The sequence below is a fragment of the Acinetobacter uliginosus genome (assembly GCF_044130295.1).
Lineage (GTDB): Bacteria > Pseudomonadota > Gammaproteobacteria > Pseudomonadales > Moraxellaceae > Acinetobacter.
Genome location: NZ_JBIQOC010000009.1, coordinates 1 through 19316, shown reverse-complemented (window position 1 = coordinate 19316; position 19316 = coordinate 1). Strand labels below are relative to the sequence as shown.

Genomic DNA, 19316 nt, shown 5'->3' with positions numbered 1-19316 from the left:
ATCTTTAAAATAAGTTCAATTTTACCTGAAATGGGGACTAACAATCAGCCAATAAAAAAGCACCCGAAGGTGCTTTATAGAATTAGGCAGAATTACTGTGCCTGAATCCACTTGTCCGCACGGTCACGTGCCTGACGAATCTGTTCTTGGCTCAAGTTGGCAGCCAAAGCGGTTTTCTTACCTTCAGACAGTGAAATCACTTTATTGTCGAGCATGCCGTCACGGGTAGACAATTCATACCACTGATATGCGCCGACATAGTTTTTCTTTTGTTCTTCCATCATCGCTAGATTAAAGCTGGCACGGTTATCGCCACGGCTTGCTGCTTTTTCAAAATATTTACGTGCCAAAGCTTCATCTTTTTTGGTGCCAATACCATCAGCCAGCATACGACCGACATTCAGTTGTGCAGCAGTCAGACCTTGATCGGCAGCAGCTTTGTACCAGGAAAAAGCTTGCTGCTCATCCTTCTGGACCTCTCTGCCTTGCTGATATCGGGTACCGAGATAAAATTGTGCAGCGGGTTGACCGGCTTTGGCAGCTTTGGTCAGGTTGTTAATATCCATAACAGAATACTGCGCAGCCTGGCTCGAAACCGATGCCGTAGGTGCAACATATTCTGCATGGACTTGAATGCTAAACAGTCCAGCCAATAGTGTGCTTAATAGTATTTTTTTCATAGTGCGCTCACTCGATAAATAGCGACTTCACCAAACAGATTCGGGATATGTTTACTGAGTAAACTACCTTGCTGATCCCCATTCACGGCAAGTCGATTAATAATCCGGATATCATTTTCCGCACACAGTGCTTCAAAATCACGGAAAGTACATAAATGAATATTTGGCGTGTTATACCACATATACGGTAAAGCTTCCGAAACCGGCATCCTTCCTTTTAATGCCAAGAAAGACCGGGTCTTCCAGTGGGCAAAGTTAGGAAAGGTGATAATCGCCTGTTTCCCCACACGCACCATATCACGCAATAATACGTCTGGTGCATCTACAGCTTGCAAGGCCTGTGCCATCACGACATAGTCGAAGGACTGGTCTGCAAAGCGGCTTAAACCGAGGTTTAAGTCTTGTTGGATAATATTTAACCCCCGACTTACCGCAATTGCAATCTTTTCCTGATCAATTTCTAGGCCATATGCACGAATATTGTGCTTTTTACTCATATGTGCCAGCAGTTCGCCATCACCACAGCCTAAATCCAGTACGCTGGAATCGGGTTTAATCCATTTTTCTGCCAGTTGATGATCGATACGCATTACACAGTCTCCTTAGGTGTGGCTTCGAGGTGTTCTGCACCACCTAAAAATGCACGTAATGATTTAACGTAAAGCGGAATCGGGAACAGGAACGAGTCGTGACCCTGTTCTGCATCAATATCGACATAGCTGACAGGTTTATGGTTGCTGATCAGTGCATCGACAATTTCTTGTGAACGCTGCGGGGTAAAACGCCAGTCGGTGGTAAATGAAACCACCAGAAACTTGCATTGGGTATTGGCCATGGCTTTTTTCAATGACTGCTCATACTCGCGTGATGGGTCAAAGTAGTCCAGTGCCTTGGTCATAATCAGGTAAGTGTTGGCATCAAAGTTACGACTAAACTGCTCGCCCTGATAACGCAAATAACTTTCGACCTGGAACTCAACGTCAAAACCGTACATAAATTTGCCCGACTTCAAGTCACGGCCAAATTTCTGTTTCATGGCTTCTTCAGACAGATAGGTAATATGACCGACCATACGTGCCAGAATCAGGCCACGTTTAGGATAGCTGTCATTTTCCAGATAACGGCCATTATGGAAGTCGGGATCAGACAGAATCGACTGACGTGCCACTTCGTTAAAGGCAATATTCTGTGCCGATAGTTTTGGAGCACTGGCAATGATCACGCATTTTTTTAAACGGTCCGGATAATCCACCGACCATTGCAAAGCCTGCATGCCGCCCAGAGAACCGCCAATAATGGCATACCAGACATCAATGCCCATGCGGTCAGAGAGCAGGGCCTGGGTTTTGACCCAGTCACGCACGGTGACCAGAGGAAAATCCGGTCCATAAGGACGGTTGTCATTTTCCGGATTGGGCGAAATCGGGCCGGTTGAACCGCTGCAACCGCCAATATTATTCAGGGCGACGACAAAGAATTTAGAGGTATCAATGGCTTTACCTGGTCCAATGCATGCATCCCACCAACCTGGTTTGCGGTCATCTTCATGATGATAACCTGCCGCATGGTGATGGCCAGACAAGGCATGACAAATCAGAATGGCATTGGATTTGTCGGCATTGAGTTCGCCATAAGTTTCGACCATGAGCTCAAAACGTGGAAGAATTCGGTCACATTCGAGCTCTAACGGCTCTTCGAAAATAAACTTTTGCGGGCTAACGAGGCCCACTGAGTCAGCTGGAAAAGACACAGGAAATTTTCGCCTTAAATCTTTAGGATGAATAACAAAAGGATACCACTTGAGGGTATCCTTTCTAAAGTTTTTTATTTGATAAAGCTTATACTGCAGCAGCAATGACCTGATCGGTACTTAATACACCCTGATCAATCAAGCGGTTGGTGCAGGCAATAATCGCTTCGATAGATGAGGTCACGATGTTGTCATGCACTCCAGCACCAAAGGCTGATTTACCGGCACCTTTGACCTGAAGCTCAACCAAGGCCAAGGCTTTGGCATTTGCACCAGAACCAATACTGCGTTCTTCATAGTTCAACACATCAATTGGCAACTGTAATGCATTCAAGATGGCTGAGATCGGACCGTTACCTTCACCACGCAAGTGCTGAACTTCGCCGTTTACTTCAATATCTAACTCAATGACTTGATTGCCATTTTCATCGGACAATTTGTAGTTTTTGGCAGAGTAATGGGAATCTTTCACGGCCACATAAGTATCTTTAAACAATGCCCAGATGTCTTGTGCAGAAACTTCTTTGGCTTGCTCGTCAGTCACCTGTTGAACCACTTGCGAAAATTCAATCTGTAAACGACGCGGCAACACCACGTTGTAATTGGATTCTAACAAGTAGGCAATACCGCCTTTACCCGACTGTGAATTCACACGAATTACGGCATCGTAGTCACGGCCCAAGTCTTTAGGATCGATTGGCAAGTAAGGCATATCCCAGATTTCTTCATTTTTCTGGAATTCAAAACCTTTCTTGATCGCATCCTGGTGTGAACCGGAGAATGCAGTGAACACCAAGTCGCCTGCATATGGATGACGTGGGTGGACTGGCAAGCCTGTGCATTCTTCAACAGTGGCAATAATTTCGTTAATGTTGGAGAAATCTAGGTGCGGTGCAACACCCTGGGTATACATGTTCAAGGCCACAGCTGCTACATCGACGTTACCGGTACGTTCGCCATTGCCAAAGACACAACCTTCGACACGGTCTGCACCCGCCATAATCGCCAATTCAGTCGCTGCGATACCACAACCACGGTCATTGTGGCAGTGTACGGAAATAATCACACCATCACGACGCTCGATATTGCGGTGCATCCACTCCACCTGGTCGGCATAGATATTCGGGCTAGATACCTCTACGGTTGCAGGTAAGTTTAAAATCACTTTATTTTCAGGTGATGCTTCCCAGATTTCAGTGACAGCATCACAGGCTGCTTTTGCCACTTCCAATTCGGTTGCAGAGAAACATTCTGGACTGTACTGGAATACAAATTCAGTTTCAGGATATTGTGCTGCGTATTGTTTCACTTTTTGAGCAGCATTAATTGCTAACTGACGTGCACCTTCCACATCCACATTCAAAACTTTTTGACGAAAAGTCGGAGAGTTTGAGTTGTAGATATGCACGATGGCACGTTTCGCACCTTGCAAAGATTCGAAAGTACGCTGAATCAAGTGATCACGAGCCTGCACTAAAACTTCAATGTACACATCATCCGGAATATGACCTTCTTCAATCAATTTACGGGTGAAGTCAAAGTCAATTTGCGATGCAGATGGGAAGCCAATTTCAATATGTTTGAAACCAATTTTCACCAACATCTGGAACATTTTGAATTTTTGATCCATATCCATTGGTTCAAAAATGGCTTGGTTACCATCACGTAAGTCGGTACTCATCCAAATTGGCGCTTTGGTAATTTCGTTATTTGGCCATTGGCGGTCTGGCAAGTCTACACGCTGGTACATGCGACGATATTTTTTACTTGGATCAGCCAACATCATGAGGTAACTCCTTGTGTAGCACCAGTTGCTTTCAGTGGTAGATCACGGCAACGTACTACGAATATAGATTGTGTCTATTCTATTAATTTGCAAGCTGGGTACCTAAAAGGATTGGTCGAAAGTTATAAAAAACCATCAATTCCTATCACTTGGCTTAATCGCAGCTTTTGCAAAGCTATAACTTAATCTTACTGGATTTATTCTGGAAATATTTTTCTTTTTTTGCATATAAAACTGGAGTGTGGGAAATATTTTCCATAAGCAACACTATTTATGGAAAATATACTCATCAGTGATGTCATTTAGCGTGGCTGTTCCCATTAATGCCATGGTAATCTCAAATTCTTCCTTCAGTATTTTAATCACATGCGCCACACCCAGTGCTCCCGCAGTTGCCAGTCCATATATATAAGGACGACCGATGAAAACCGCCGCTGCCCCCAAAGCAATGGCTTTAAACACATCTGAACCACGGCGAATCCCGCCATCGTATAGCAGCGGAAAATCGGCCGGCAGCACTTTTTTAATCAACTGCAATGCAGTCAGTGGAGGAATGCAAGTATCTAATACACGACCGCCATGATTCGATACAATCAGGCCTTGTACGCCGTGCTGTATGGCCAGCAGCGCATCCTGCGGATTGACGATTCCTTTTAAAATAACGGGTAATGAGGTCTGTTGAACCATCCAGGCAATATCCTCCCAAGTCGGTGCAATTTTCATTAAACCGTTAAATACGGGATGATCCCCCTCATGCAGTTCAGGCAAGGGGATATGCGCCGGGGTATGCGGATGCTGCATACCTTCCGGTAAATGGAAAAATACCCGGCGTTCACGGTCACGGATGCCGCTATGCGGGGAATCTACGGTAATCACCAGGGCTTTAAAATTGTGCTGTTCTGCCAGTTTCACCAAGGCGAGCGATTTTTCCCGGTCGCCTTGCCAGTACAGCTGAAACCACTTGTATGGATTGTCCTGTTTCAGTTGGCGCATGTCAGTATTGCTAAAGGTACTAAGTACCATATTGCTGCCCAGTACTTCTGCTGCCAATGCGGTTGCTGCTTCAGCTTCAGGATGGAACTGCTGCTGGTGTCCAATCGGAGCCAGAAAAATCGGGTGCGGATATTCCTGCCCTAAAATTTTACAGCGGGTATGACCTTGAGTCAGGTTTTTGAGCATTCGGGGCATTAAGTGAATCTGTTGAAACTGATTCAGATTATCCCGGACGCTGACTTCATCCATAGAGCCGCCTTGCAAGTACTGCCACACCATATCAGACAGATGCTTTTGTGCCTGAATTTCATAATCGGCAATAGTTTGTAAATAGGCCGGAATCTGCGAGATGGGAGCAACGGTTTTCATAGATCTCCCCATTGGCGTAATAGGTTATGGTAATGACTGGTCAAACCCAGAATTTCTTCGCTATCGCCAATCTGCTGGCGCAATTTAATAATGTTCATGTCGAGATTAAACAGCATGCTGCGCTGCCAGTCATCTTTGACCATGCTTTGTATCCAGGTGCAGGCCGCAATCCGCTTGCCTTGGGTCACCGGTTCCACCCGATGTAAACTGGTGGCCGGGTAGAGTATGGCATCTCCCGCATCGAGCTTGACTTCATGACTGCCATAATTGTCTTCAACAATCAGTTCACCGCCTGCATATTCATCGGGTTCAGATAAAAACACGGTGATGGAAGCGTCAGTCCGAATGGCTTGTCCGATGCTGCTGGAATATTGCACGGCATTATCGACATGATTGCCATAATGCCCCTGATCTTGATAACAGTTAAATAAAGGTGGAAGAATATGCTTGGGTAATGCCGCAGATTTGAGCAGGATGTTGTGTTGTAAGGCATGAAGAATTTTAGCCGCAAAGGATTGATAAGCAATGCTGTTGGGATCAATCTGTAGATTATTTTTAATTTTCTGTGCCTGAAAGCCGGCGCTGTGCTGACCCTGAATCCAGGCCTGACTATTATCTAATTGTTGTCGTAGCTCGACAACCTGCTGTTTGCTTAGAATTTCAGGAATATGTAACATCATCAGCTTGATCTGCATCCCTAAAGTTGATTGGACTCAAAAGTGAATTATGTAGTGCATTAGTGCTCTAATACACTGCATTTATACTTAATCTGCTAAGACTTGGCGAATGACTTAAAACTTATAGTTAAAGGTTAAAGCTGCTGAACGCGGTTGTCCTAATATCATACGACCACCGCCATTATTGAGGGTGCTGATGTATTCCTTGTCTGCCAGGTTATAGACATTCAAGTTGACCGAAGCGTTCTTATTCAGGCTATAACCTGCCATGGCATCAAATACTACATAGCCTGGAATATTTGGCATATTCGCCGCTGCCGTGCTGTCGGTAATCACACGTTTTTGTTCATCGACATAACGTGCACCCAAGCCCAGTTTAAAGCCGGCAACATCATAGGTCGACCATAAGCTTGCAGTCCATTCCGGTGACCAGCGTACATTGTTGGTTCGGGTAATTGCGCCGGTGGTTGCATTCACGCTGAGCTGGTCTTCTTGTTCAGTTTTCATATGCGCAACACCAGCAGACACATTCCATACATCCGTGATTTTACCTACAGCACTCAGTTCAACCCCTTTGACGGTCGTTTTACCTTGCTGAATGGATTCTTGAGTAATCGCATCTTGAGTAAACTGGTTTTCATTTTCAGTGTAATACGCAGCAGCGTTTACAGCCAGTTGATCATTGAGCAAATCCCACTTGGTGCCAACTTCATAATGGTGGGTTTCTTGTGGTTTGGCAGCCGCACTGTTAATCCCTGTTGCTGAAAGGCTAAAGTTGGCGCTTCCCGGAGGAGTCAGGGATTTGGCATAAGAAGCATATACGCTACTTTTAGCCGTAGGTTTAAATAGGCCTCCCAGTTTCCAGCTGACCAAGGTGTCATGTGCACCAAAACTAGCAGGGACCAAGCTGCTGCTACCCGATGGCAAGGTCAAAGCATCATATTCGGTGTCGTAATAGTCGACCCGTACTCCACCATTCAGCTGGAAGCGCTCGCCAAATTTAAGCGTGTCGAATAAATAGGCGGCAGCTGTATCAGTTTCACCATGGGTATAGCCCCCATTATACATCAGGCCGGGCATTGCTTCATTGCGATCTGGATCATAAAGATTGGCCCAAGATGTGGCTACTGTCGCTTGACCCGGCATTTGCGTAGCCATAGTTTTCGTATGTTGCTGTTCTTTTAAAAATTCCAAACCTGCAACTACATCATGCTCAATGGCACCGGTTGTTAAATTCAGGTTCAAAGTACTCTGGTTAGCAAGAATCTTATTTTCCTGATCGACACCCTGACGTGAACGGTTAACTTCCCAGTCTTTTGGATCATTTGAACCATTGGTTCTTAAACCGGCTGAACCGGTATTTATCCCGGTTAAAACACGGTTCATACTGGTTTTACCCAAACGGGTGATGTTGGTCAGTTTGACCTTTTCAGCCAGATCACTTTCGATCTTTGCCGTATACATATCTGCATGGACATCTTCATGGTCATCGACGTGACCATAAAAGTTTTCGCGATTCACTTTAGGTGCTGAAGCTAAAGCAGAATCGGCATTGTAGAAACCCTTCATGCCAATAGTTGGGATACCGCCATCCGGAATATTGCGTTGACGAATATGCTGTGAATAGAGATACAGGCGGGTATCGCTATCCAGGCCAAAAGCAATCGAGGGTGCAATGGCCCAGCCGTTGTTTTCAATAAAGTCGCGGCCTTCAACGCCGCCGTCCTGTCCCATGGCATTTAAACGAACTGCAATGCCATCATTAATTACCTGATTGATATCAGCAGTCAGGCGGGCATGTTCTGCAGTATTGTAAGTGGCAGAAACTTCACGGCTATTTTCAGTCTGTGGTAGTTTGCTGACCAGGTTGATATACCCTGATGCTGCACCACGACCAGCTTCCGCACCAGAAGGGCCTTTGACCACTTCAATCTGTTCCAGGTTAAAGACATCGCGGGTGACTGCACCCAAATCGCGAATACCATCGACATAGGTAGAGGTTTGAGTCGAAAAACCGCGCATTTGAAAGGCATCGCCGGCACTGGTATTGCCATTTTCACCCAGTTGCAGGGTAATTCCCGGTGTGTTTCTTAAGGCTTCAACCAAAGACGTCACACCTTGTTCTTTTAATAGTTCTTTTTTAATCACGGAAACGGTTTGCGGGGTATCGACCAGTGGCTGGGTATATTTTGGGGAACTGACGCTATCGGCTTTATATTTATTTTCCGCTTTAGATTCCACGGTAATGGTTGGCAGCTGGGTGACACCATTGCTTGCTGCTGCATGAGTCATGAGCGGGAACGAGGCTGCTAAGGCAACCAGTTGAGCATTTCTGTGGTGTTTACGGCTTTTGATTTGTGCCATGGTCAGTCATCCCTAGTTTCGTATAAGACAGAATTCCAATACTGTTTTGCAACTTTTGTGGTCAGTAATCTGGAACTAAAAGTGGATAGATTGTTATGGATTGTAACAATGGTGCAAATATTAATGATAATTATTATTATTTGCAATAAATTTATAGAAGATTATTCGTTTTTATTTAAAATGTGGTTTAAAAAAGCGCAGTGGATGTGCTCAATCCATTGCGCTAATGAAAAAGAATGATGATTAGGCTGGGATTTTTATACTGACTTACAATGAAATGCTTAACTCTGCTGCTCAGTTTTAGGAAAATTAAAATCATCCTCAACATTCATGCAGCACTTGAATCATGCGCTTTTCATGATTTTAAGCTTAGAGTTCAGCCCATTTACGCATTAAATTATGATAGAGATTGGTGAGTTTAATGACCTCTTCGTGCTTGTCACCCAACTGCATACGCAAGTTCTGAATGGACTGATCCAGATTAAACAGCATGTGACGTTCTGCATCATCACGGATCATGCTTTGTACCCAAAAGAAAGACGCGAGACGGCAGCCGGAGGTTACTGGCGTGACTTCATGCACACTGGTGGAAGGGTAGAGGATCATATCGCCCGCGGGTAGTTTAACCTCATGATAGCCATAGGTGTCTTCAACCACCAGGTCACCACCTTCATATTCTTCCGGGTCGCTTAAAAAAACCGTGCAGGATAAATCCGTGCGTAAACGGTCGTTGCTGCCACGGATACGGCGGATGGAATTGTCGACATGAAAACCAAAAGCTTCATTGTTTTCATAACGGTTAAACAGTGGCGGAATAATGTCGAGAGGAATGGCCGCAGATAAAAACAAGGGATGCTGACCCAATGATTCTAAAATGATGGTACTTAAGTGATGAGTCAGGGGATGATCTTCAGGCAGTTGCTGGTTTTGTTTAACTGTGGCAGACAGTGTACCGGCAGTGACTTTACCATTGACCCATTCAATTTTTGCCATTTCTTCACGGAAATATTGAACTTGTTCTTTACTCAGGACATGAGGAATATGATGGATCACGACAATACACCTTTGGAAGAATGAATTCTTTTAGCTATAAAAATAGCCTCATTATTATGAGGCTATTTTAGATTAAATCCATAATTAATTTATGGTTTTAATTGAGCTTAGTATTTGAAATTTAGTGACAATACTGCGCTACGACCTTCTGCTTCAGTGGCGTAGTGAGATGCATATGCTTTAGTGAAATAGCGTTCGTCCGACAGGTTGTTGACATTCAATTGCAGGTCAACATTTTCGTTAACGTTGTAACGTGCCATGGCATCGTAACGCACATAACCTGGAACGTATTTGGTATTGGCTAGGTCGCCATAGACTTTGTCCATTGCAGTTGCACCAGCACCAAGTTGAAGTTGAGGAAGAACCTGATAGGTGGTCCAAAGTGTAGCGCTGTTTTTAGGAACATTCGGCATTTGGTTGCCGTTAAATACCGTTTGGTCAGTACAGGTTGTACCGCGACAGCTTACACCATTCTTGGTCGCTTCACTATCTAGGTAGGTATAGCCTGCGCTGATATCCCATTTATCTGTAATTTTACCGTTCAAGCCCAGCTCGATACCGTCAACTTTGCTTTCGCCAATATTACTATAAGTAGTTGGGCTCAACTGGATACGTGCATTCTGCTTTTCAGTACGGAAAATAGCGGCAGTTAAATTCAAGCGATCTTGTAAAAGATCCCATTTGGTACCGATTTCAAAAGTCTGGCTTTCTTCAGGATCCAAGTTGCTATACGCTGCGCCTATACCTTCAGAACCGTCACCAGCATCTACACCCACAGGGTTGGCAGATGTTGCATAGCTGGCATAGATTGAACCATTTTCAACCGGTTTAAAAGTAAGGCCCGCCTGATAAGTGAAGAAATCAGTATCACTTTCAGTTTTAACTTGCTCGCCAACTTGTCTTGTTGGAGGGGTTGTAGATGAACCTAGAACAGCACTGTTACGTGCACCATAGGTCATGGTTTGTTCTGTATCAAACTTGTCCCAACGTAAGCCTAAATCTAAAATCCATTGTGGATTGAATTCAATGCTGTCCAGGAAATAAACAGAAGTGGACTTGGTTTGGGTGTTGTATTGGTCTGCACCTTCAGTACTGATACTTCCTGTCCATGGTCCCCGATTAGGATTCTGAACAGAAGTACACCAGCCCGAAGCAATATCGGCAGGGCTACAGTCATTGGTTGGAGTATCGTCCGGATTTAGAGTACCAGTCGCATTTTTGCCATTAATAATATATTGGGTGCGATCTGTTTCTTGATCCGAATACTCTGCACCTAAGTTAAAGCTATGCTTAAGAGCACCGGTATTAAATTTTCCGGTTAATGCTAACTGGTCGGTAAATGTATCGGTATCGGCAATACGTGAGTTTACACGTGCCCATACATTTCCATTCTTATAAATGTTTCCTTGAGAATCATCAGGGTTGGTCCACAGATAATCATTTTTAGAGCTGTTATAAACCGCGGTATTTGAAATGGTCAGATTGTCAGTCAGGTCATGTTCTAACTTGATTGTACCCACCTGATTTTCCTGTTTCTGGAAATCACGGTCTTCCCAGCCGTAATAAACGCCTTGCTTGACATCAATTGGCTTTCCTGAATATTGCGAATATCCAGTAGGATTGTTGTAGGGTATGCCTGAATCAGGAGTATCGTCTGTTTTTAGGTAGTAATAGCTTAAGGTCGCACGGGTAGGCGTATCCAAGCCAAACGTAATACTTGGAGCAATACCGGCACGTTTGTATTCAGTGCCATCGGCCTGACCGGCTTTTTCATTATGGTGGCCCATTACTGCCACACGGGCAGCAATACCGTTACCAAAATCTTTGTTGCCATCTAAAGTAATACGCTGGTAACTGTCTGTACCTGCACCAACAGAACCTTCTAAAGAGTCGCCTTTTTTCGCAACTTTAGAAATCATGTTAACGCTACCGCCAGTCGTCCCTGCACCGCCCATTGCAGAGGCTGAACCTTTGGTCACTTCAACCTGTTCGACAGCAAACATTTCACGGTTTTGTGAAGTGGCGTTACGCACACCATCGACGTACATCGAACTTTCTGAGTTATAACCGCGAATAAATGGACGGTCGCCATTCGGGTTGCCGCCTTCACCAGCTCCTAAAGTAATCCCGGGCACTGTACGCAAAGCATCGCTCAAAGTTGTCACTTGAGTATCTTCAATCAGCTGCTTGGAAATGACAGAAACTGATTTAGGTGTATCCAGCAAAGGAGCAACAAACTTGGAGTTGGCAGATTGATCTACTTTTAGACCTTGAGCTGTTTCTGCTTCCGCCTGTGCATGAATAGTTTCAAGTTGAGCAACTTGATCTTGTGCAAATGCATTCGCTGCCATCACTGAAAGTGAGGAAACAATCGCAGAAGATACGATTTTTTTGCGTGTTTTAATGAAGGCCATGTCGAACTCAAAAGGGTACTGTGAAAACGTATGAGAATAATAATGATTCTTATTTTTTATCACTATGAAGTTGAATTGGAATTGACGATTCTTAAGATAAAATAAAACGGGATATTGAATGAAATAATGTAACTATTTGTAATTAAGTATTTGATTTATTTTAATATAGAAAAACCCTGCTTATGCAGGGTTTTTAATGGGGATTTTGAATATTAGAATTTAAACGTCGTACTTAACTGAACACGACGACCTTCTTGAGTATTGCTGTAATGGTTGTAATAACTGCCATCAATCAGTTCATGCTCATTAAAGTCTTTATCAAATACGTTATATAAAGCAACGCCCAGGTCCCAATTGTCGTTTACCCTAAAGTTGGAACCAACATGCAGCAACCCATAACTTTTAAACTCACCTAAAGCATCATAAACTTTTTGATTGGCAGCAGTTAAGTTCTCATAAGTTGAGGTGAAGCGTGCCCGTTCGCTACGGTATTCGCCACGTGCCCATAACTGAATATTGTCATCGGCTTGCCATTTTAATGAGGCATTTACGATATGTTCTGGCGTATCGTTAAGCGGAGGATTACCTAAAGTACTGTCTTTAATTTCAGTTTCTGTCCAAGTGTAATTCACACCGAATTTCCATGCCGGTGCAAATTCCCAGTTGAAGCCGGTTTCAATTCCATAGACTTCCGCTTTTTCTGCATTGGTAGGACGGGTAACATTCCACGAATCGGGAAGTTTTTGTCCTCGGCTCTGATAGTAATCCATGACCCAAGGTGTACCAATGGATGCCATAAACTCTTCACAAACAGTTTTATTGGTATTGGTATTACATCTTTGTTCAACATTGCCGGTAACGATTTTGTCTTCAATCTGGCTGTAAAAGGCCGTGATATTGGCATCAAAATTAGAATTGTTATTAAAATACGTGCCGATTTCAAAGTTATTACTGGTTTCAGGTTTTAAATCCGGATTACCAAAAACCGGGGTACGGCCTTGACCGCTAACATTATAAATACCCGTGGTGAGACGTTCCAAACGTGGAGCCTTATACCCTTCTGAATAGCCTCCCTTAAAGGTCCAGTTATCATTTGCATTCCAGACCAAATAAGCGCGTGGCGTCCAAAAGTCGCCAAATGTGCTGTGATCATCAAAACGTAGACCGAGAGTTAAAGCCAGGCTGTCTGTAAATGACCAGGTGTCTTCTGCAAATAAACCCAGTTGATCAAATGACACTTCTTTATTGACACGTAAACCATCTTTAATGCTGGCATCCCACCATTGGCCACCGAGGGTAATATTGTGTCCACTAAAATGTTGCGTGGTAAATTTGCTATCAAAAATGGTGTCTTCACTTTCAAGCAGCCGCGGGGTCACGGCTTGTGATAGACCTTGTGCACGCGAAGGAATTAAGCGGCCAACCGTTTCTGTTTGTGTATTACTGATACTTGAATCCAAAGTCCCCACACGGGTTTTCCAGCTATGGGCAAGAATGATTTTTTCACGGTTATATTCTTGCGCAGAGTTATAACCGCCATTGGCACCTAGAGTACCGAGCTGGCCATTACTGTTGTCATACCATTGTTCGGTCTGTTCATATTCTGCTGAGATATCATGATCATCGCTAGGGGTTAGAGTAAGACGAACGCCAATAGTTTCCAAATCAGACTTTGTCGGGTTATTGCCTTGAGTTAATTCGGTATCTGAATTGGCATCCGGGGTTATATGCGATTGATCGCGTTCAGCCTTACGACCACGGAGCTGAATACCCAGTAAATTCTGAATCAAGGGACCAGTGACATAGGCATCTACAGCACGCTGGTTGCCAAAGTCAGAGGAGTTCGGGTTAAGGGTCCCTTCAAGTGTTACAGCGCCCGTCCATTCAGGTGAAACCTTTTTAGTGATGATATTCACCACACCCCCAATTGCATCTGAACCATAAAGCGTAGATGCAGGGCCACGAATCACTTCAATTCTCTCGATTGCGGAAACAGGCGGAATAAAACTATTGTTAGATTCACCAAATCCATTCGGTGAAATATCGCCAGTACTATTTTGTCTGCGACCATCGACTAATACCAAGGTGTATTCTGAGTCCATTCCACGAATACGAATGTTTAGCCCGCCAGTTTTACCCGCGGTCGGGCTAATATCGACACCTTCCACATCTACTAAAGCATCTGCAATCGAAGTAATTCTTTTATTTTTCAAGTCTTCTGCTGTGATGACTGTAATGGATGCAGGCGCATCTTTTAATTTTTGTTCGTAGCCTGTAGCGGATACCACAAGAGTTGAAAGCTGATGGGGAGCAGATTGTGTTTCAGTATTGGCAAAAACGGAAGGGGAGGTAATTGCTAAAATGGCAAGGCCAAGCGGGCGGAGATTGAAATGACTCATACAATAGAATTCCAAAGATGGACGAGATAACTAACTGAAAATAAACAAGACAGAATAAAACGCATTAATGGTAATGATAAGACTTATCATTTGCAATAAAAAATATACAAAAATATTAAAGTGGGAATAAAGAGAGGAGATTTTTTACATTTAATTTAAATTTAATCGCAGAACAAGACAAAAATAGTGGTTAATTCATACTGCTTTGTATATCTTTCAATGTTGTCATATAATGTGGCACTTTCAAAATTGCAATTACTATTTCTATATCGAGGAAGCCATGCAAGTAACTTCTGAAGCGGTTTCGGGCGTTGCCCGTCGTTTAAATGTATCTGTACCGACGAGCCGTGTGAACGAGCAATTTGAAGCTCGTTTAAAACGCACTGCTAAAACTGTGAAGATCAACGGCTTCCGTCCAGGTAAAGTACCTTTAAATGTAGTACGTCGCGAATATGGCGCAAGCATTTATCAAGAAGTTGTGAACGATGTAATTCGTGACACAGTGTTTGAAGCGATCCAGCAAGAGAAAATCAATGCTGTTGGCATGCCAAACATTGAAAAAGTTGAAAACAAGGAAGACGCTCTTGTTTATGAAGCAACTGTAGAGGTTTATCCAGAAGTTGACGTTAAATTTGACGGCTTGGAAGTTGAACGTAAAGCAACTGAAGTGAGCGACAAAGACGTTGATCAAATGATCGAAAACCTTCAAAAGCAACGTGCAAGCTGGACTGAAACCAAAGGCATGGCTAAAAAAGACATGCAAGTGACTTTCGACTTTGAAGGTTCAGTAGATGGCGAAAAATTTGAAGGCGGTTCTGCAACTGACTTTAAACTTGTTTTAGGTTCTGGCCGTATGATCCCTGGCTTCGAAGACGGTATCGTTGGTATGAAGAAAGGCGAAGAGAAAGTGATTGATGTTACTTTCCCTGAAGACTACCAGGCTGAAAACCTTGCGGGTAAAGCAGCTCAATTCAAAATCACTGTGAAGCTTGTTGAAAAACAAAAACTTCCAGAAGTTGATGCTGAATTCTTGAAAATCTTCGGTTTAACTGAAGAAGAAGGCGTTGAAAAATTAAAAGCTGACGTTCGTAAAAACATGGAACGTGAAGTGAAAAACGGTCTTCGTAACCAGGTAAAAGGCGCGACTTTTGATGCCCTTGTAGCTGCAAATGAAGTTGAAGTTCCTGCTGCGATGTTGTCTCAAGAAATTGATCGTCAACGTCAGCAAATGATTCAACAGTTCACTCAACAGTTTGGTGCTCAAGGTGCGAAAGCATTTGACAGCAGCATGCTTCCAGATGACCTGTTCAAAGAACAAGCTGAAAAATCTGTAAAACTTGGCGTGTTGGTGAGCAAGGTTTTAGCGGACGCTAAAATTGAAGTAGATCCTGCTCGCGTTGACGCTTACATCGAAGATATGGCTTCTTCTTACGAAGACCCAACTGAAGTGATTGAATACTTCAAAAATGACAAACAGCAACGTGCTCAAATCGAAGCTGTTGTATTAGAAGATCAGGTTGTTGATCACATCTTGGCTTCTGCTAAAGTGACTGACAAAAAAGTAAGCTATGAAGACTTATTGAAAGAGCAGCAAGCTCGTCAACAAGGTTAAGCTTAACTGACTGAAAAAGGCGCATCATGCGCCTTTTTTTATGTATAGGCTTATCGTGAACCTGTCCTGAATTCACAATGCTTATATAAAAAATATCTGTTATTTAATTGGGAATATTTTGCATTTTCAGCAATTATCCCTCATATTGTGACTATGAGTTGAGTAACAAAAAATTTAGGAATAAATAACGTATGTATGTTCCAACAATTGATAACGCTTTAGTGCCAGTGGTGGTTGAACAGTCTTCTCGTGGTGAGCGTTCTTTCGATATTTTCTCACGTCTTTTGCGTGAACGCGTCATCTTTTTAACCGGTGAAGTCGAAGACAATATGGCAAATTTAATTGTTGCTCAAATGTTGTTTTTAGAAGCAGAGAACCCAGATAAAGATATACACCTCTATATTAATTCACCAGGAGGTTCAGTGACTGCAGGTATGGCGATTTACGATACCATGCAATTCATTAAACCAGATGTCGTGACGTATTGTATGGGACAGGCAGCCTCTATGGGAGCCTTCCTGCTCAATGCAGGTGCTAAGGGTAAACGTTATTGCCTAGAAAATGCCCGTGTGATGATTCACCAGCCACTTGGTGGTTTCCGTGGTCAAGCATCGGATATTGAAATTCACGCACGTGAAATTCTATTCATTAAAGAACGTTTAAACCGTTTAATGGCAGAGCATAGTGGTCAAGACTATGAAACTGTTGCCAGAGATACTGACCGTGACAACTTTATGACAGCGCAGGCTGCTAAAGAGTACGGTCTCGTGGATGAAGTACTTACTAAACGTCCATAATTTTCAGATTTTTATATTGGAGTGAATATGTCCGATCATCCTCAAGGACAAAAGCATTGTTCATTTTGCGGTAAAACGCAGTCTGAAGTCGGGAAACTGATTGCAGGTGAGGACGCTTACATCTGTAATGAGTGTGTGGACGTATGCCTAGATTTAGTCCAAACCAGCCAGCAAGTTGAATCGGGCGATTGGGCGAGCAAACCGTTGCCTAAGCCACACGAAATTCGTGCCGCACTTGATCAATATGTCATTGGTCAGGATGTTGCCAAGAAAACGCTTTCAGTTGCAGTGTATAACCATTACAAGCGTCTAAAAGTGACCCATAGCGGCCATAAGCATGATGATGCGGTTGAACTGGCAAAAAGTAATATTTTACTGGTTGGACCAACAGGTTCAGGTAAAACTTTGCTGGCACAAACTTTAGCGCGTTTGCTTGATGTTCCATTTGCCATGGCCGATGCGACCACTTTGACCGAAGCGGGTTATGTCGGTGAAGATGTGGAAAACATCGTACAGAAGCTGTTGCAAAAAGCCGACTATGATGTAGAAAAAGCGCAAAAGGGTATTATCTATATCGACGAGATTGACAAGATTACCCGTAAATCTGAAAACCCGTCGATTACCCGTGATGTATCTGGTGAAGGTGTCCAGCAGGCGTTGTTGAAAATGATCGAAGGTACGGTTGCCTCAATCCCGCCACAAGGTGGTCGTAAGCATCCGCAGCAAGAGTTCATTCAGATTGATACCTCAAATATCCTGTTTATCTGTGGCGGTGCCTTCTCTGGTCTAGAGAAAATCGTGCAACAGCGTCAGGAAAAAGGCGGGATCGGTTTCACTGCTGAAGTGAAGAACAAAAATGAAACCCGAAAGTTGTCTGATTTGTTCCGTCAGGTTGAAGCAACAGACTTGGTGAAATTTGGCTTGATTCCAGAATTTATTGGCCGTTTGCCGGTCATCGCAACTCTGGATGAGCTGGATGAAGAAGCCTTGATGCAGATTCTGACTGAGCCAAAAAATGCCTTAACCCGTCAATATCAATATTTGTTTGATATGGAGCATGTGGATCTGGTATTTGAAGATTCAGCATTACGTGCCGTAGCGAAAAAAGCTTTGGAACGTAATACCGGTGCGCGTGGTCTGCGTTCAATTCTGGAAAATGCATTACTTGAAACCATGTATGATTTACCAAGCCGTACCGATGTCGGGACTGTGATTGTGAATGATGCAGTGATTGCAGGTGAAGCAAAACCGGTGTTAAAAGCAGAACGTCAGCCTAAATCAGAAACTGAAAATGCGGCTAAAGTAGATTTAAAAGTGATAAATTCTAAATCTGCTTAATTCGCTATTCGTCAGAAACGCGCGGAAAACTTGTGTTTTCGCGCATTTTTTATTTCCAAAAATAAAACCTAATGTTAATCTCAAGAACTCGGCGTGGACGTCGAAATAAAATCAATATATAGCAAACAATGAAGTGCTTAATTCAGTTTAGTACAAAAATAAAAAAATACGCGGTGAGGGAAAATCATGCGTGGAGTCTGTATTGCAGTCTGTGCAAGCTTTATTTTATTGGGATGCCATGGCAAATCTGCTATGGAGCACACTCAAGCGACATCGACCTTAAAACCTGTCAATACTGAACATGAACCGGGATTGTTGGAACAGTACCGTTTTGGCATGTTTAGCATTGGTGCTTGGGTTAATCAAAAGATAGGACAGCGCTTTCAGCCAGTTCAGGCACAGAACGATCAGGCAGCCATTGTTTATTTATACCGTCCTGATAGTAAGTGGAACCGTCAGGAAATTGTGGCATCCAGCTTGTTTATCAATAGTGAACGTATTCCAAGTTTATTAAACAATCATTATTACTGGGTTGAACTGCCTGCCGGAACTTATCGCATCTCCACCAGCCGCCCCGTGGGTGTGCAGCATTTCCAAAAGCCCAAATATCTGGATTTTACCGTACAGGCAGGACAGTCTTATTTTATTAAGTATGATGAAGAAAACTTAACTACCCGTCGTGAAGTTTCAGGGCCTTTAATCTTGATGCCGGAAAAAACGGGCTTAAATGAAATCGCCTATACTCAGCTGAAGTCAGAAAGTTATAACTTTGTTGCGCTAGATCAAAATACCGGGAAGGTACGTAAGAAAGCGCAAAAAATGAAACCTGCAAAATATGATCCTGCAGAAGATGTGCAACTGACTCAGCCGTTTAAGATTTGGAATCCACTGACGTGGTAAACAGATTTTAAATCTGGAATGACAGATCAATCAGATCTGAGATAAGCGTTTATCCAAAAAACAAAAAAGCACCCCTTAGGGCACTGCTGTCCCACAAATATCACAAGAAGAACCTCAATTGAGGTTCTTCTTGTTTTCGCCATTTTTTATCAGGCACAAAGAGTGACCTTAAAAGTTTCCTTTC

Annotated in this window: 14 protein-coding genes; 4 read left to right on the top strand and 10 right to left on the bottom strand. The window is 43.4% G+C overall.

All coding sequences use genetic code 11. From position 1 onward, the window contains the following. Window positions 1-92: 92 nt before the first annotated feature. The 10 genes from ACE01T_RS03190 to ACE01T_RS03145 form a co-directional block, all read right to left on the bottom strand. Entirely contained in the window at window positions 93-680 is a 588-nt protein-coding gene (locus ACE01T_RS03190) for a tetratricopeptide repeat protein (protein ID WP_300043784.1), read from the bottom strand. After that, complete coding sequence (metW, locus tag ACE01T_RS03185) at window positions 677-1270, bottom strand: methionine biosynthesis protein MetW (RefSeq protein ID WP_086175817.1); 594 nt, start codon at window positions 1268-1270, stop codon at window positions 677-679. Before metW ends, ACE01T_RS03190 begins: the two co-directional genes overlap by 4 nt. Then, window positions 1270-2430: a homoserine O-succinyltransferase MetX gene (metX, locus tag ACE01T_RS03180; protein ID WP_300043789.1), complete on the bottom strand. Its 1161-nt coding sequence runs from the start codon at window positions 2428-2430 to the stop codon at window positions 1270-1272. The genes metW and metX overlap by 1 nt, the downstream gene beginning before the upstream one ends. A gap of 88 nt (window positions 2431-2518) precedes the next feature. After that, window positions 2519-4216 carry a 2-isopropylmalate synthase gene (gene leuA, locus ACE01T_RS03175; RefSeq protein ID WP_180044122.1) on the bottom strand — a complete coding sequence of 566 codons (1698 nt, stop codon included), beginning with the start codon at window positions 4214-4216 and terminating at the stop codon, window positions 2519-2521. Window positions 4217-4483: 267 nt separating this feature from the next. Continuing rightward, window positions 4484-5578, bottom strand: a complete 1095-nt coding sequence (locus ACE01T_RS03170; RefSeq protein WP_395518727.1) for an alpha-hydroxy acid oxidase — start codon at window positions 5576-5578, stop codon at window positions 4484-4486. Then, window positions 5575-6258: a Fe2+-dependent dioxygenase gene (locus tag ACE01T_RS03165; RefSeq protein WP_395518726.1), complete on the bottom strand. Its 684-nt coding sequence runs from the start codon at window positions 6256-6258 to the stop codon at window positions 5575-5577. Before ACE01T_RS03165 ends, ACE01T_RS03170 begins: the two co-directional genes overlap by 4 nt. A 111-nt stretch (window positions 6259-6369) precedes the next feature. Further along, window positions 6370-8619 (bottom strand): catecholate siderophore receptor Fiu, encoded by a 2250-nt coding sequence (locus ACE01T_RS03160; protein WP_395518725.1) that lies wholly within the window; start codon window positions 8617-8619, stop codon window positions 6370-6372. A 369-nt stretch (window positions 8620-8988) separates the two neighbouring features. Then, on the bottom strand, window positions 8989-9672 hold the full coding sequence (locus ACE01T_RS03155) for a Fe2+-dependent dioxygenase (RefSeq protein WP_395518724.1): 684 nt from the start codon (window positions 9670-9672) through the stop codon (window positions 8989-8991). Between the two features lie 107 nt (window positions 9673-9779). Then, window positions 9780-12086 (bottom strand): TonB-dependent receptor, encoded by a 2307-nt coding sequence (locus ACE01T_RS03150; RefSeq protein ID WP_395518723.1) that lies wholly within the window; start codon window positions 12084-12086, stop codon window positions 9780-9782. Between the two features lie 212 nt (window positions 12087-12298). Continuing rightward, the gene (locus tag ACE01T_RS03145; RefSeq protein WP_395518722.1) at window positions 12299-14485 is read right to left on the bottom strand and encodes a TonB-dependent receptor domain-containing protein; all 2187 of its coding nucleotides are present in this window, start codon (window positions 14483-14485) and stop codon (window positions 12299-12301) included. Between the two features lie 280 nt (window positions 14486-14765). Here ACE01T_RS03145 and tig point away from each other — a divergent pair, with 280 nt between their 5' ends. The 4 genes from tig to ACE01T_RS03125 all read left to right on the top strand — a co-directional run bounded on the left by tig (window position 14766) and on the right by ACE01T_RS03125 (window position 19132). Beyond that, window positions 14766-16097 carry a trigger factor gene (gene tig / locus ACE01T_RS03140; RefSeq protein ID WP_092818975.1) on the top strand — a complete coding sequence of 444 codons (1332 nt, stop codon included), beginning with the start codon at window positions 14766-14768 and terminating at the stop codon, window positions 16095-16097. 191 nt (window positions 16098-16288) lie between these two features. Continuing rightward, window positions 16289-16894: an ATP-dependent Clp endopeptidase proteolytic subunit ClpP gene (gene clpP, locus ACE01T_RS03135; RefSeq protein WP_086175809.1), complete on the top strand. Its 606-nt coding sequence runs from the start codon at window positions 16289-16291 to the stop codon at window positions 16892-16894. Between the two features lie 27 nt (window positions 16895-16921). Next, entirely contained in the window at window positions 16922-18232 is a 1311-nt protein-coding gene (gene clpX / locus ACE01T_RS03130) for an ATP-dependent protease ATP-binding subunit ClpX (RefSeq protein WP_086195413.1), read from the top strand. A gap of 186 nt (window positions 18233-18418) precedes the next feature. Next, window positions 18419-19132, top strand: coding sequence for a DUF2846 domain-containing protein (locus ACE01T_RS03125; protein ID WP_395518720.1), 714 nt, complete (start codon window positions 18419-18421; stop codon window positions 19130-19132). Window positions 19133-19316: the final 184 nt, after the last annotated feature.